Origin of the sequence: Dorea sp. 210702-DFI.3.125, from assembly GCF_020560945.1 — a bacterium.
GTDB classification, from domain to species: domain Bacteria; phylum Bacillota; class Clostridia; order Lachnospirales; family Lachnospiraceae; genus Dorea; species Dorea formicigenerans.
This window is the reverse complement of sequence record NZ_JAJCNF010000014.1, coordinates 66,280-81,806: the sequence shown is the minus strand read 5'-3', so window position 1 is coordinate 81,806 and position 15,527 is coordinate 66,280. Positions and strand designations below refer to the sequence as shown.

Below are 15,527 nucleotides of genomic sequence, written 5' to 3'. Positions count from 1 at the left end.
GTCTGTCATCACGTCCACGATTATCACGTCTGTCATCACGTCCGCCCTGATTACGGTTATCGCGTCTGTCATCTCTTCTGTCATCACGTCCACGATTATCTCTTCTTTCGTCGCGGTTATCACGATTTCCCTGAGAACGGTTTTCTTTTCTTTCCTGCTCTTTTTTCTCCTGTTCCAGTCTCTTCTTCTGCGCGGCTGCAGCTGCTTCTGCCTCATGCATCTGCTGAACCTGTTGACGGATTCTGTCCGGACGTGGACGAATTGGCTGGGATGGTCTTTCATCTCTTACTTCTTTGCGTCCATTCTGGGATTTTCCATTTTTATTTCCACCGTTTGAACGGTTATCTCTCTTATCATCACGTCCAGTCTGAGAACGGTTATCGCGTCTGTCGTCACGTCCCTGACCCTGACGCTTTCCACCCTGTCTTCCACCACTCTGGGTGTTCTGCGGGCGGAATACCTGGACGATTTTTTTCTTCTTTGGTGCGTCAGATTTTTCCTCTTCTGCTTTTTCGGCATTTGCCTTTGGTGCAAATGCTTTTCTTACCATATCTGCTTCTGCCTCGTCGATGGTACTCATATGTGTCTTGGCTTCCACATCCTTTTTATTCAGGAACTCAACAAGCTCTTTGCTCGGCTTATCAAGTTCTTTCGCTAACTCATATATTTTGATTTTTGACATATACACTACCTCCTCTATGCAACCGTATTATCTTCTGTCTTCATCTGCTTCATAATTTCCTTCGCAAAACCTTCGTCCAGTATTGCAAGAGATGCCCGGAATTCCTTTCCCATTGCATGCCCCAAGGTATCTTTATCTTTATAAAAATAGATTGGCACTTCATAAAATTCACACATATCCCGGAACTTTTTCTTTGTATTTTCGGAAGCATCTCCTGCCACAATAACAAGCGCTGCTCTTCCTGTCTTTACTTCCTTTTCTGTACAGAACTCTCCGCTGGCTGTCTTACCTGCCCGCGTTGCAAGCCCGACGAGTGATAAGATCTTATCTGGTTTCAAGCTCTGTCATCTCCTTTTCCAAAGACTCATACACTTCCTGCGGAATTGCCTGCTTAAAAGATCTCTCAAGGCCCTTACTTTTCACTGCCTTTTTCAGACATTCCTGATTTGGACAAATGTATGCGCCCCGTCCATTTTTGCGTCCGGTCGCATCTAACAGAAATTCTCCTTCACTGGTACGGATCACACGGATCATTTCTTTTTTATTCTTCATTTCCTGACATCCCACACACTGACGCATAGGAATCTTTTTATTTGCTCCCAATGAGATTCTTACGCCTCCTCACCGTCTTCTTCCGGCTGAACATTAGCTTCTGTTTCATTTTCCGCTTCTGTATCTACTTCTACATCTGCGTCCTCTGGATATTCTTCATTCTCATCATAAACATCTTCTTCGTACACACCTTCGCCCAGTTCCATATAGTTCTCTGGAAGCTCACCGGACTCAATTGCCTGTGTCTCGCTCTTGATATCGATCTTATATCCAGTCAGTCTTGCTGCCAGTCTTGCATTCTGTCCTTCTTTACCGATTGCAAGGGAAAGCTGATAATCCGGTACAATAACGCTTGCTTTCTTCTCATCCGGATCAGCCATAACAGAAATAACTTTTGCAGGGCTTAACGCATTCTCGATCAGGATTGCCGGATTATCGCTCCAGTTGATGATATCAATCTTCTCGCCGCGAAGTTCATTCACGATCGCATTGACTCTGGCTCCGTTCATACCAACACATGCTCCGACCGGATCTACATCCGGATCATTAGACCATACCGCAATCTTTGTTCTGCTTCCGGCCTCTCTTGCAATACTCTTAATCTCTACGATTCCGTCTCTAACCTCTGTAACCTCAGACTCAAACAGTCTCTTTACAAGTTCCGGATGTGTACGTGATACAAGAATCTTCGGTCCTTTTGTTGTATTCTTTACTTCTACAACATAGAGCTTGATGCGCTCTGTTGGTTTGAACACTTCACCTTTGACCTGCTCATTCTCTGTCAGCATAGCATCTGCTTTTCCAAGGTTGATACTTACATTCTTACCTACATAACGCTGAACGATACCTGTCACGATATCCTTCTCTTTCTCAAAATACTGATCATATACCACTTTCCGCTCTTCCTCGCGGATTTTCTGAAGGATCAGGTTCTTTGCATTCTGTGTTGCAATACGTCCAAATGATTTGGATTCGATTGGAACACGAACGATATCGCCGAGGTCATAATGTCCATCTAACTGGCTTGCCTCGTCAAGACTGATCTGCTCAAGCGGATCTTCTACAGTCTCAACAACTGTCTTCTCTGCAAAAAGCTGGTAATCACAAGTATCATGATCCATAATAACTTTGATGTTATCTGCTTTACCAAAATGATTCTTACATGCATTTAACAGGGAATTCTCAATTGCATCTAACAGAGTCTCTTTGCTAATTTCTTTTTCTTTTTCCAAAATATTCAACGCTTCTAATAATTCTGTGTTCATAGTAATTCTCCTCCTAATCTAAAAATCGAACGCCAGGCGAATAAGCGCAATATCGCCTTTTTCAAATGTCTTCATAGTTCCATCTTCCAGTTCTATCGTAACTGTTCCTGCCTCATAGTCATAGCTGTCAAGAAGTCCTGTGAATTCTTTCTTCTTGTCAACCATACGGTAGGTACGTATCTCAACTTCTTTTCCAAGATTACGTTTATAATCTTTCTCCTTCTTAAGAGGTCTTCCAAGTCCAGGAGAGCTGACCTCCAGAACATAAGAATCTTCAATAAAATCTTTTTCATCTAAAATATCTGATAATCTGCGGCTTACAGCTTCGCAGTCGTTCACTGTAATTCCGCCCGGTTTGTCAATGTAAGCCCGCAGATACCACATGCTGCCTTCTTTTACATACTCTACATCTACCAGTTCAAATTCCAGTTCCTCCATGATCGGATTCAGGATTTCTTCCGTCTTCTGCTCATAAATTTCTCTTTTTGACAATGTTCTAATTTCCTCCTTACTGTGTCAAAGACTTCTTGTCTTTTTACACACCCATGCAACAAAGAAGAGTGAACTTACGTCCACTCTTCTGCCGATTCCTATGTTACTATTCCAATAGTATAGCACTACAAACCCTAAAAATCAAGGCTTTTTTATATTTACATCAATCTTTTCCAAAGACTTTTCCAGCGACTACGCTGCGATTCCCCTTAAGTCTTTAATCACGATCGTTCGTAAGTTTTAACTTATCCAGTATATAAAAGATCAGACTCAGAATCATGGCAACTACACACGCCAGTACCATTCCCGTAAGCTGTACATCCCCAAAATTTACTGCAATACCGGAAAGTCCTGTTACAAACACAACACTTGTCAGTGTCAGGTTTCTGGATTTACCATAGTCTACCTGCGCGTCTACAAGAATCCTAATTCCGGAAGCTCCTATCATTCCATACAAAAGGAAGGAGATTCCTCCGATGACCGGTCCCGGAATCGTCTGGATCAGCATGGACAACTTCCCGACAAAGGAACAGATAATGGAAAGCACTGCTGCCCCTGCAATAACGCGCACGCTATATACCTTTGTCACTGCCATAACTCCGATATTCTCACCGTAAGTCGTTGTCGGGACGGAACCGATCAGACCTGAAAGCATCGTTGAAAAGTTATCTCCAAACAGAGATCTGTGAAGCCCCGGATCCTTTAACAAATCCCGTCCGATAATCTTGCCGGTCACAACCTGATGTCCGATATGCTCTGAGGTAATAACAAGTAATACCGGAAGGATCATAAGAATTGCTCCCATATCAAACTTTGCAGGTTGGAAGTTTGGCAGGGCGAACCAGGAAGCTGCTGCTACCTGTGAGAAATCTAAGATTCCAAGACAGAACGCTGCCACATATCCTGCAATAACTGCGATCAGGATTGGGATTACAGATAAAAAGCCACGGAATAAAATATTTCCAAATATCGCAACACCAAGTGTCACTAAAAATACAATTACATTTTTCATATCCGGCTTGTCGCAAAGAAGTCCCGCATTGCTTGCTGCAGAGCCGGATAACTCCAGTCCGATCAAAGCAACGACCGGTCCCATAGCTGCAGGCGGCAGAACCACGTCAATCCATTCTGTTCCACATTTATAAATAATAAAAGAAAGAATACAGCCGCAGAAACCGACTGCCACGAATCCTCCCAGGGCATAGGAATAACCCATTTTACTAATAACGATTCCTGCCGGTGCAAGAAATGCAAAGCTGGAACCTAAGTATGCCGGCGCCTTCCCCTTGGTCACTGTCATAAAAATCAAAGTTCCCACACCGTTCATAAATAACACAATTGCCGGATTGATCCCGAAAATGAACGGTACAAGCACAGATGCGCCGAACATGGCAAACATGTGCTGAATGCTGAGCGGCAAGAGCAGCTTAAATGGCACCTTGTCCTCAACCTGAATGATCTTCCTCTCACTCATCTTAAATCCTCCTCATAGTTTGGTATTGAAACCACATTTTTTCTATTGTATAATGAAACATCATAAAAACAAAGGAGATTTTAAAATATTTATGAATTTTAATCAGATTGCAATGCTCCAGAAGTTAAAAAGCAGCATGGATCGTTTCCGCAACAATCATCCGAAGTTTCCACTTTTCTTAAAAGCCGTCGTTGGAAATGCACTGGAAGAAGGAACCCTTGTGGAAATCAATGTCACAACTCCTGAAGGGAAGAATTACTGTACGAATTTAAAATTAAAACAGGAAGATCTGGAATTTTTCCAGACATTGAGTGAAATGGGAAGCCAACATTAATGTCAGCTTCCCATTTTCTTTATATTGTATATCCGTCACGAAACACCATCATCATCTCGTTAGTCAGACTGATGTCGTCCGGCTCTACCGGAATCTGATTCCGTTCGAACCATTCGGCAAGTGCCAGTTCATTTTCATCTAATTTCACCTGATCCGATCCGTCAAGCTCGCAGAAGAATCCCATCAGTAATGTATCTGAAAATGCCCACGGCTGATTCTTATAATAAGTAATATTCTTTACTTTTAAACCAACCTCTTCCATAACCTCCCGGCTCACAGTCTCTTCCAGTGTTTCACCAATCTCTGTAAATCCCGCAAGAAGTGCATATTTCTTATATTCCCGTCCTGCATACTTGGACATCAAGATCCGGTCACCGTCAATAACTCCAATAATCACAGCCGGACAGATCTTCGGGAATTCCATCAGTCCACACTTCGGACATTGCATCATCCGTTCCACATGATCTGGCTTCATCACATTTCCACATCGCCCACAGAACTTGTGATCCTGATACCATCTGGCAAGCTGCCAACCTGTGATTCCTGCAAAGGCCTCATACTTTGGAGATACACATCTAAACTCTTGATGATCGATCCACTCGTATCCCATCTGTTCAGATAATATACCGACATTCTCTTTTTTTCCAAGATAATAGCTTTTATCGTCTACTGCAAATAAATATGTATATTCTGTATCTTCTGCCACATCTTTAGGCATACACTTTTTCAGTTCTTCATAAGTCGGATATGCGATTTGATTCTCGTTCCCGCCAATTCCTTTTCTCACCAGAACCTTTCTGCCATCATAATATAAAAATCTGCTGCCTGCATCCGGTGCTTTTTTCTGTCCATACTGATTATTCAGTTTATGTGGTGCAATATCCTGAATCATTTTTGCTGCCTTCTTTCCTGCTGTATCTTGCTCTCTTATAAATGCCCCGGCATGATTGATGCCTGAGTTTTCACTCTTAACTCCTAGCCTTCGTTCCGGTCCCGTCACGTTTTGCAACCTTCAGCCGGTTCAACGTCAGTTCCCGGTCACCGTATGAAATCTTGTGTTCCGTTCCTTCATAAAAGAGATAAATCTGTTCCAGCTCATCATTCTTACGAAGCTTTATGCCACGGACTCCCACAGCCGCTTTCTTCTTCTCGGCAACTTCCTGAGCTGAAAAACGCAGAAAATATCCATCTTTTGTCTGAAGGACTACATGCTGGTCATCAGTAATGACTTGAACACTGATCAGCTCATCATCCTCCTGAAGCTTTGTTGCTGCAATGGTACGTTTTGCCACCTGGAACTCATTTCCCTTTACTTTCTTAATCATCCCCTGCTTCGTTGCAAATAATAATTTCGCATAACGAAGCTGTAATTCGTCGCACATATATACGACCATTTCCTGTGTACTGTCATAATTACTTACATTGTCGATTGGCTGCCCCTTATCACGGAACTTTCCATATGGAAGATCGAGCACTTTAATCTGATGCATCTTGCCGGTATTGGTAAATACACACAGTTTCCCGGTATTAATGCAGTTTACGATCCATTTATTCTCTGCATCTGCTGCCTCTTTATTTCGCTCGTAAGTTGCCACATCCACTGTCTTGGCATAACCAAAACGATCCATCAGGAATACTACTTCCTGTTCTTCTACTTTCTTTTCTTCATAGACAGCCTCCTGGCCATTCTCTACAACAGTGCGGCGTTTGCGTGCATATTCCTTTTTGAAATGCTCCAGATCTTCAATGATAACTTCTGCCATAGAATCATAATTATTCAAAATATCTTCATATCTTGCAATATTTTTCAGAGTCTCCTCATGTTCTTTCATCAGCGCTTCAATTTCCAGACCAATGAGTTTGTAGAGACGCATTTCCAGGATTGCATTTGCCTGGCGCTCAGTAAAACGGAGCATCGCAGCCATTTTCCTGGAAATCCCGGATTTAAATTTGATATTTTCGGTGATTCCCTGTGTCAGACAGGCTCTTGCATCAGCCACAGACTGACTTCCCCGCAGGATTTCAATGATCAGATCAATGACATCACACGCTTTGATAAGACCTTCCTGAATTTCTTTTCTGTCCCGCTCTTTTGCAAGCAATGTCTTATATTTTCTTGTTGCCAGTTCGAACTGGAACTCTACATGGTGCTCGATAATCTTCTTAAGCCCCATAGTCTCCGGACGTCCGTCTGCAACTGCCAGCATATTTACCCCGAAAGTATCTTCCAATCTTGTCTTTTTATAGAGCATATTGGTCAGATTTTCAACATCTGCTCCTTTTTTCAGCTCAATAACAATGCGGATTCCTTCCTTTGAAGACATATTGGAAATGTCTACGATATCGTTTGTCTTCTTTGTCTCTACAAGCGCACAAACATCATTTAAAAACTTGCCGATTCCGGCTCCGATCATCGTGTAAGGAATCTCAGTGATGACAAGACGCTTCTTGCCACCTTTCATCTCCTCTACTTCCACTTTGCCACGGACTTTGATCTTACCCGCACCAGATTCATAGATTTCAAGAAGGTCATCTTTATTGACAACAATTCCTCCGGTTGGGAAATCCGGTCCTTTGATATATTTCATCAATTGCTTTGTGGAAATGTCTTCATGTTTCATATACGCTTCTACCGCATCAATGACTTCTGCCAGATTATGCGGTGGAATACTGGTCGCCATACCAACTGCAATACCATCCGCTCCGTTGATCAGAAGATTCGGTACACGCACCGGAAGAACTTCCGGTTCTTTCTCCGTCTCATCAAAGTTCGGCATAAAGTCTACAATATTCTTATCCAGGTCAGCAAGATAAGCTTCCTGCGTGATCTTTGCAAGTCTTGCCTCTGTATAACGCATTGCGGCTGCTCCGTCCCCTTCAATGGATCCGAAGTTACCATGTCCGTCCACCAGTGCCATTCCTTTTTTAAACTCCTGTGCCATGACAACTAATGCATCATAGATGGAACTGTCACCGTGCGGGTGATATTTTCCCATCGTATCCCCAACGATACGGGCACATTTTCTATATGGTTTATCATAACGGATACCAAGCTCGTACATATCATAAAGCGTACGGCGCTGTACTGGTTTTAGTCCATCCCGCACATCAGGAAGTGCCCTGGCAATGATAACGCTCATGGCATAGTCAATGTAAGACTTCTTCATCAACTCACTGTATTCCGTTCTGATAATCTGTGAATCCTGCATATTTTCTCTCCTAAATTTTATATGTCAAGCTCCGCTTCTGTCGCATTTTCATAGATAAATGCACGTCTTGGCGGTACTTCTGTTCCCATCAGCATCTCAGTCACACTGGACGCCATTCTTCCATCCTCAATCTCTACTAATTTTAAAAGTCTTGTCTTAGGATTCAGTGTTGTCTCCCAAAGCTGGTCTGCGTCCATCTCTCCAAGACCTTTATAGCGCTGCAGAGTAAATGGACCATCATGGGTTTTCCTGTATTTTTCCAAGGCCTTGTCATCGTACAGATACTCTTCCTCGCCTTTCTTCGGCATAGCCTTATAAAGCGGTGGCATGGCAATATAGACATGTCCCTCCTGAATAAGCTCCGGCATAAAGCGGTAGAACAACGTCAGAAGCAATGTGGAAATGTGTGCGCCGTCCACGTCAGCATCAGCCATAATAATAATCTTGTCATAGCGCAGTTTTGTAATATCAAAATCATTGCCGTAGCCCTCGGAAAATCCACAGCCAAAAGCATTGATCATAGTCTTGATCTCCGCATTTGCAAGGACTTTGTCGATGCTTGCTTTCTCCACGTTCAGAATCTTACCCCGGATCGGCAGGATTGCCTGATACATACGGTCTCTTGCTGTCTTTGCAGATCCTCCGGCAGAATCTCCCTCCACAATAAATATCTCGCATTTTGATGCGTCGCGGCTCTCGCAGTTGGCAAGCTTTCCGTTGCTGTCAAAAGAATATTTCTGCTTCGTCAAAAGATTCGTCTTCGCTTTTTCTTCTGTTTTACGGATTTTTGCAGCTTTCTCCGCACAACCGATGACATTTTTCAGTGTCTCCAGATTGCGGTCAAAAAAACGAACAATTTCCTCACCGACCACCTTGCCAGTCGCCTTGGATGCATCCGGGTTGTCCAGCTTCGTCTTCGTCTGACCTTCGAATCGCGGATCCGGGTGTTTGATGGACACGATCGCTGTCATTCCATTTCGCACATCCGCTCCTGTAAAATTAGGATCCTTATCTTTAAGAATTCCGAGTTCTCTTGCATACTGATTAATGACTGTTGTAAATGTTGTCTTAAATCCGGTCAGATGTGTACCGCCCTCACTGTTATAAATGTTGTTACAGAATCCAAGAATATTTTCATGGAACTCATTTACATACTGGAATGCAACTTCCACTTCTATTCCGTCTGCCTCACCTTTAAAATAAACCGGCTCATGGACAGATTCTTTTTTTGCATTTAGTTCACGGATAAATCCAAGAATTCCGTCTGGCTCATGATAAACGATATGCTCTGGTTCTGCGCCTCTTAAATCTTCAAATATAATCGTCAGGTTCGGATTAAGGTAGGTCGTCTCATGCATACGGCTTTTGACTTCCTCTGCTTTGAACTTCGTTTTTTCAAATATCGTATCATCTGGCAGAAAGTTAACCTTCGTTCCGGTCTTTCTTGTCTTCCCGAGTGTCGGAAGAAGTCCATCTTCCAGTTCAACTACAGGAATACCTCTCTCATACCGGTCATGATGAATATATCCATCACGACTGACCTGCACATCCATATAAGCAGACAATGCATTTACAACTGAAGAACCAACTCCATGAAGACCACCACTTGTCTTATAAGCAGAGTCATCAAATTTACCACCTGCATGCAGTGTCGTATATACAATTCGCTCCGCTGAAACGCCTTTTGCATGCATACCAACCGGGACTCCTCGGCCATTGTCCGAAATTGTCGCAGAGCCATCTTTTTCCAGAGTTACATGAATCTCCGTACAAAATCCGGCCAGATGTTCATCAACTGCATTGTCTACAATCTCATAGATCAGATGGTTCAATCCTTTCGTCGATACACTTCCGATATACATTCCCGGTCTCTTCCGGACTGCCTCAAGTCCTTCCAGGACGGTAATACTATCCGCATCATAAGTGTTGTTCTTTGCCATTTCGTCAGTTCCTTTCCATTTTTAAACATACTATTTAAAATATAGCACAAAACAAAAAGACAGGCAAATAAATTTCCAAGACGTCAGTGCAAGCTTTTTCAAGCTTTTCAGGGTGTCAGCACCCGACTCAGCACATCTGCCAATACTTCCATAGCATTTCTCATCTCTTCTACTGTATTCGTCTGTGCTCCTGCCTCAATAAGCATTGCCTTCGGTGCCAGATCCAGATTATACCGGTAACTTTTCAGATAAATACGCCTCGTAAAACCAGGATAATATCTTGCTGCCATAAGCTGCATCTGAAAAGACGTTGCCAGATTATCCTCACGGTATGGATTATTCAAATATGCTATCTCTCCATTTTTCCTTGTCCGGCTAAGGCCATTAAAAAACATGATCTGAGCGGTTGGTTTCCCATTAATTTTCGTCACCAGATGTGTGCCCTGCGCCACGCCATCTCGATGCAGATCAATCACCACTTCAATGCTTGGATTATCTTTTAAAATCTGCCGGACATCCGGCTCTGCAAGCTGATAGGCCCGGCTGCGATCCAATTTCCCATCAATCAGATCATAAATGCCCTCATGATGAAGCGTCTCAATTCCCCTTGCATTCAAAAGCTCTGTCAAATATGTACCTATCCCCATAATTGTCGTAGAAGTGTCTCCATCAACAGAATCAGCAAATGCCTCCTGGGAATGTGTGTGATAAATCAGTACTTTGGGTCCTCCTGTTGTCATATCAAGCGCCAGATTCTTCTCCAGAAACTTCCCTGCATTCAGTTCCTCCGGACCGGTCATAGTTGTCCCGTCAACGGTGTAAAATGTTCCCACCAGATATTCATAATCATTTAACTGATTCATATCAATGTCCTGAACCGGTGTACTGGCTAATACTGCTGCATTTTCTTCTGGCACCCCAGCCCCAACTGATTCTTGCATACTCCCAGCCGGAATCAGATTGCCGTTCTCATCGATAGCATTTTCATCATTTGCCTGATTTTCCAGAATCATAGTTCGTGTCAATGTATCTTCCACGGTTGTTTCCGGTTCTTCATGATTTCGAACATATTCACTGATTGGAACGAAGCTTAAAACACTTTTTTCAATTCTTCCCGTCAATGTGTCTTTCCGCCCCTCTTTTACATATGTAAGTCCCGGAAGCAGCCAGTTTGCCGCCTGCTTCAGGACATTTTGACTTGCTGAACTAAAAAAAATTTTTCTTTCCCTGTTTATTTTTACATTTTCTATATCTGTAAATGCATAAATCAGCAGCATCCCTACGATCAATAGCATCAGTATTCGATTTCTTTTCTTTTTTTCTTGCATTACACCGCCCCGTGTGCGTCTTAGTTCTAATAATATATGATGCAATTGGGGTTCTTATGTGCATGTCCTTTCAGAAATCCAAAATATCTTCTATTCAAAACTTTGCCCTGAAAACGCAAGATTCAGCCCCTCCGAGATGGTGTAACTCAGACGTTTTACTGTCTCATCTATATCTTTCGGTGTCATAAACATACTGTTCAGGTTTGGTGCGATCAGTTCTTTGATCAGCTCATACTTCTCTGCTTCGCTGTATCCTCCTAGCACAAGTCCGACTCCTTTTAACGATTCTGATGTCTCCAGTGCTGACAATAGATTTTCCATCGTATCACTTACAATTGTCACAGCATCAACAACTGTCGGAACTCCGATTGCAATTACCGGAACTCCAATTGTTTCTTTTGTAATCGCATTCCGGTAATTACCGACACCGGAGCCTGGATTGATTCCGGTATCAGCAATCTGGATCGTCCGGTTCAGTCTTCTGGAATTTCTCGCAGCAAGGGCATCAATTACAATTAAAAGATCTGGCTTGGTCTCCCTCACCACACCCTTTATAATCTCCGCTGTTTCCATTCCGGTCTGTGCCATCACTCCTGGAACTATGGCACTGACCACACAATTCATCTCTTCTAGTGCTGCATATTTCCCATATTCTTTCACAATATGTCTGGTAACGTTCAGATTATCTGCCACATAAGGACCAAGAGCATCGGGTGTCGCCTGACGATTTCCAAGCCCTATGACCAGAACTTCCTTATCATGTTCACTTTCCGGTATGATTTTTTCCATAACTTCTATCAGATATTTTGCCAGTTCTTCTGAAACCTCCCGGTGGATTCCCTCATCCGGCGAAGATAAATTCGGGGCTTCAATCGTCAGATATGTTCCGACTGGTTTCCCCATAGTCTTCGCACCATTTTCGGTTTCAATCCGTACAGTCGTCACCCTAATTTCCCGCTCCTTATCATATTCTTCCTCCAACACAACTCCTTGTACCTCCACCTGGTCAGACTCAAAACGTTCCTTCTCTTCCAATGCCAAATCTGTCCGTATGTTATATTTTTCAACCATGATTTTCTCCCCCTTTCACCTGCAAGCACTATTTTTATACTAGTTTTTACAATATTTCCATAATTATGTATTGACAGAATAAGTCAGCTGGTCTAAAATGAATGAGTGTGTTCGAGAGAACGTCCGTGTCCGGATCTGTCGAACTGATCATTATAATCGAAATCATAGATATTGGAGGTGGACAAATTGGCTAATATCAAATCCGCAAAGAAGAGAATTTTAGTAAACGAGACAAAGGCTGCTAGAAATAAAGCAATCAAGTCTAAAGTTAAAACTTACGTAAAAAAAGTTGAGACAGCTGTAGAGAAGAAAGATGCAGCAACAGCTGCAGCAGCTCTTAAAGAGGCGATCGCTGAAATCAACAAAGCTGGAAGCAAGGGTGTATATCACAAAAACACATGCTCTAGAAAGATTTCCCGTCTGACAAAAGCTGTTAACGGAATTGCTTAATTCATAGAGAAACATTGAAAGACAACCATACCGTCATGTGGTTGTCTTTTTTATATATAATAGAAAACTGCACTTCCACTAAAAAGAGCCGGAAATAAATGCTCGCATTTTTCTCTCCGACTCCTCATCTTATTATTTAACTGATACTCCTGTCCTATTTCTATAATTTTGAATATCCAAAACTGTTGACAATTGCTTCTACTCTGTCACCTGCTTCACACATTGGGCACTTATTCGGCTCATATGCATGATATGCCGGAAGATCTTTGCTTGTGAAAATTGTCTTTACTTCCATGCCTGCTACTTTTGTTACAGCACTGAAGATAGAACATACTCCACAAATCGTTCCTCCATAATATAATACAGAATCAATAGCACGCTTGATCGTCTTTCCAGTCGTAATGGATGCTGCCAGCACAAGTACCTGCTGATCTTTGATCATTCTCTGTTGATTATCACGGAACATAATCTGCCCCAATCCGTTATATTCCGGTGTGATCACAGAAATATTATTCTTATGGCTCAATGCCATATGTGTGCTGTCTGCCAGCTGTTCAGCCAGAAATGCTCCAATCACACTTGTCTCATCCAGGCATACAATCGTATCTACATATGTACTTGTCACGTACTCCTGCGCCAGTACTTTCGCTGCCTCTCTCGCATTGTTATGACGAATCTTTACTGTTGACATATCAATATAAGTATCCAGATGTGAGTTGCTTGTAGCAAAATGTCCTTTCATAATCTTGATACGCGCTTTTGGATTTTTCGTCGACCGCAGATTCTCTAATCTTTCATCCATGTCTCATACCTCCCTTGATGCTTGCTGTTTCCAGTCGTTCGTAATCATTCGATTCATTCTGCCGCATTTAAAATTGGTATCGAACTTTTTACTTTATGTTTTATTCTATCATATATGTATGTAATTGAAAACTAAAATTATAATTTTTTGTGTATTTTTCACATACAAAAGCATCATTCAAAATTACCCACATAATCCTTATTCACACGTATGACTTTCTGCGAGAGTTCTTTATATAATAGGAACTGCTTTTTCCGATTATACAAGAAAGAAGCTCTGCGTTCCTGTTACGGTTCGTAAAGCTTCTTTTATCCCTTATGTCAAATATGTAAGATCAAGTCTGATTCTATGCTGCAAATCTCGATTAGTTGTTGATCAGTTTGTCTTCTCCATTCCAGCTGTACAGCTTTCTAACTTCAGCTCCAACTTTCTCTGATGGGTGCTCAGCTGCAAGCTTTCTCATAGCCTGGAAGTGTACCTGACGTCCTGCCGGAGACATGTCAAGTAAGAACTCTTTTGCAAATGTTCCGTCCTGGATATCAGAAAGAATCTTCTTCATAGCTTTCTTCGTATCCTCTGTAATAATCTTAGGTCCTGTTACATAGTCACCATACTCTGCAGTGTTAGAAATAGAATATCTCATTCCAGCGAATCCTGACTGATAGATTAAGTCTACAATCAGTTTCATCTCATGGATACACTCAAAGTAAGCATTTCTCGGATCATATCCTGCTTCGCAAAGTGTCTCAAATCCTGCCTGCATAAGTGCACAAACACCACCGCAAAGGACTGCCTGCTCACCGAAGAGGTCTGTCTCTGTCTCTGTTCTATATGTTGTCTCAAGAAGTCCTGCTCTTGCTCCACCAATTGCAAGACCATAAGCTAATGTTCTGTCCCAAGCTTTTCCTGTAGCATCCTGCTCTACAGCGATAAGGCAAGGAGTTCCTTTTCCTGCAAGATACTCGCTGCGAACTGTGTGTCCTGGTGCCTTAGGAGCGATCATTGTTACATCTACGTTCTTAGGTGGTTTGATGCATCCGAAGTGAATGTTGAAACCATGAGCGAACATTAACATGTTTCCTTCCTCAAGGTTTGGCTCGATGTCTTTCTTGTACATATCAGCCTGTAACTCATCATTGATAAGAATCATGATAATGTCTGCCTGCTTTGCTGCCTCTGCTGCTGTGTATACTTTCAATCCCTGCTCTTCAGCTTTCTTCCAGGATTTACTTCCCTCATAAAGACCTACGATTACGTCACATCCGGACTCTTTCAGGTTCAGAGCATGAGCATGTCCCTGACTACCATATCCGATGATAGCAATCTTCTGTCCTTCCAGTGCTGATAAATTACAATCTTCCTGATAAAAAATTCTTGCTGCCATTTTGACATTCCTCCTAATAAATATGTAAATTTAAATTGGTAACTACTCGATAAATGTGACATCCTTGATTCCTCTTGACAGTCCGGCAATTCCGGTTCTGGCAAGTTCCAGGATCTCATAACCATCCAGGAGCTGTAAGAACGCTTCCAGCTTCGACTGGGTTCCTGTAAGCTCAATCACGAGAGACTCTCTCTCTGCATCAACAATCTTTGCGCGAAAGATATCAGCAATTGAAACAATCTCTGACCGCTGCTGTGCATTGGCACGGATCTTAACCAATATCAGTTCACGATATACGGATTCTTCCGGCTTTAAGACCTTCACTACGATCACGTCTTCCAGCTTGGCAATCTGCTTTTCAATCTGAGATAAAATAATCTCATCTCCACTGGATACAATCGTGATTCTCGTAAATCTTGAATCTGCCGTCACACCGGCTGTAATACTGTCGATGTTGTATCCTCTTCTTGTGAATAGTCCGGATATTCTACTTAATACTCCGGAATTGTTGTCAACTAATAATGAATAAACTCTCTGCATAATG

Annotated in this window: 16 protein-coding genes; 2 read left to right on the top strand and 14 right to left on the bottom strand. The window is 42.4% G+C overall.

Annotation, left to right across the window (positions count from 1 at the left end; translation table 11 throughout):
* The 6 genes from LI164_RS08560 to uraA all read right to left on the bottom strand — a co-directional run.
* Window positions 1–682: translation initiation factor IF-2 N-terminal domain-containing protein (locus tag LI164_RS08560; RefSeq protein ID WP_227086997.1), on the bottom strand; the 682-nt coding region annotated here is incomplete at its 3' end.
* 14 nt (window positions 683–696) lie between these two features.
* The gene (locus LI164_RS08555; protein ID WP_005331049.1) at window positions 697–1,020 is read right to left on the bottom strand and encodes a ribosomal L7Ae/L30e/S12e/Gadd45 family protein; all 324 of its coding nucleotides are present in this window, start codon (window positions 1,018–1,020) and stop codon (window positions 697–699) included.
* Window positions 1,007–1,261 carry an RNase P modulator RnpM gene (gene rnpM / locus LI164_RS08550; RefSeq protein WP_005331053.1) on the bottom strand — a complete coding sequence of 85 codons (255 nt, stop codon included), beginning with the start codon at window positions 1,259–1,261 and terminating at the stop codon, window positions 1,007–1,009. The genes LI164_RS08555 and rnpM overlap by 14 nt, the downstream gene beginning before the upstream one ends.
* Before the next feature lie 32 nt (window positions 1,262–1,293).
* Window positions 1,294–2,499, bottom strand: coding sequence for a transcription termination factor NusA (gene nusA / locus LI164_RS08545; protein ID WP_005331054.1), 1,206 nt, complete (start codon window positions 2,497–2,499; stop codon window positions 1,294–1,296).
* An 18-nt stretch (window positions 2,500–2,517) separates the two neighbouring features.
* Window positions 2,518–2,991, bottom strand: coding sequence for a ribosome maturation factor RimP (rimP, locus tag LI164_RS08540; RefSeq protein WP_005331056.1), 474 nt, complete (start codon window positions 2,989–2,991; stop codon window positions 2,518–2,520).
* Window positions 2,992–3,208: 217 nt separating this feature from the next.
* Window positions 3,209–4,465, bottom strand: coding sequence for a uracil permease (gene uraA / locus LI164_RS08535; protein ID WP_005331067.1), 1,257 nt, complete (start codon window positions 4,463–4,465; stop codon window positions 3,209–3,211).
* A gap of 91 nt (window positions 4,466–4,556) precedes the next feature.
* On the opposite strand from uraA, the gene LI164_RS08530 reads away from it, so the two are divergent.
* Window positions 4,557–4,799, top strand: coding sequence for a hypothetical protein (locus tag LI164_RS08530; RefSeq protein WP_040015294.1), 243 nt, complete (start codon window positions 4,557–4,559; stop codon window positions 4,797–4,799).
* A 19-nt stretch (window positions 4,800–4,818) separates the two neighbouring features.
* On the opposite strand, the gene nudC is transcribed toward LI164_RS08530, so the two are convergent.
* From nudC to gpr, 5 genes are all read right to left on the bottom strand, one after another.
* A complete protein-coding gene (nudC, locus tag LI164_RS08525; protein ID WP_117612802.1) occupies window positions 4,819–5,691 on the bottom strand; it encodes an NAD(+) diphosphatase in 873 nt (290 codons plus the stop codon).
* Window positions 5,692–5,767: 76 nt separating this feature from the next.
* Window positions 5,768–8,008 carry a DNA topoisomerase (ATP-hydrolyzing) subunit A gene (locus tag LI164_RS08520; RefSeq protein ID WP_227086996.1) on the bottom strand — a complete coding sequence of 747 codons (2,241 nt, stop codon included), beginning with the start codon at window positions 8,006–8,008 and terminating at the stop codon, window positions 5,768–5,770.
* A gap of 17 nt (window positions 8,009–8,025) precedes the next feature.
* On the bottom strand, window positions 8,026–9,948 hold the full coding sequence (locus LI164_RS08515) for a type IIA DNA topoisomerase subunit B (protein WP_173789357.1): 1,923 nt from the start codon (window positions 9,946–9,948) through the stop codon (window positions 8,026–8,028).
* Window positions 9,949–10,055: 107 nt separating this feature from the next.
* A complete protein-coding gene (spoIIP, locus tag LI164_RS08510; protein WP_118358166.1) occupies window positions 10,056–11,276 on the bottom strand; it encodes a stage II sporulation protein P in 1,221 nt (406 codons plus the stop codon).
* Between the two features lie 90 nt (window positions 11,277–11,366).
* Complete coding sequence (gene gpr / locus LI164_RS08505; RefSeq protein WP_005331074.1) at window positions 11,367–12,347, bottom strand: GPR endopeptidase; 981 nt, start codon at window positions 12,345–12,347, stop codon at window positions 11,367–11,369.
* Between the two features lie 186 nt (window positions 12,348–12,533).
* Here gpr and rpsT point away from each other — a divergent pair, with 186 nt between their 5' ends.
* Entirely contained in the window at window positions 12,534–12,797 is a 264-nt protein-coding gene (gene rpsT, locus LI164_RS08500) for a 30S ribosomal protein S20 (protein WP_005336673.1), read from the top strand.
* A gap of 160 nt (window positions 12,798–12,957) precedes the next feature.
* On the opposite strand, the gene LI164_RS08495 is transcribed toward rpsT, so the two are convergent.
* The 3 genes from LI164_RS08495 to ilvN form a co-directional block, all read right to left on the bottom strand.
* Window positions 12,958–13,599: a phosphoribosyltransferase gene (locus LI164_RS08495; RefSeq protein ID WP_005331076.1), complete on the bottom strand. Its 642-nt coding sequence runs from the start codon at window positions 13,597–13,599 to the stop codon at window positions 12,958–12,960.
* A 364-nt stretch (window positions 13,600–13,963) separates the two neighbouring features.
* A complete protein-coding gene (gene ilvC / locus LI164_RS08490) occupies window positions 13,964–14,983 on the bottom strand; it encodes a ketol-acid reductoisomerase (RefSeq protein ID WP_005331077.1) in 1,020 nt (339 codons plus the stop codon).
* Between the two features lie 42 nt (window positions 14,984–15,025).
* Window positions 15,026–15,523, bottom strand: a complete 498-nt coding sequence (gene ilvN / locus LI164_RS08485; RefSeq protein ID WP_117656858.1) for an acetolactate synthase small subunit — start codon at window positions 15,521–15,523, stop codon at window positions 15,026–15,028.
* Window positions 15,524–15,527 lie beyond the last annotated feature (4 nt).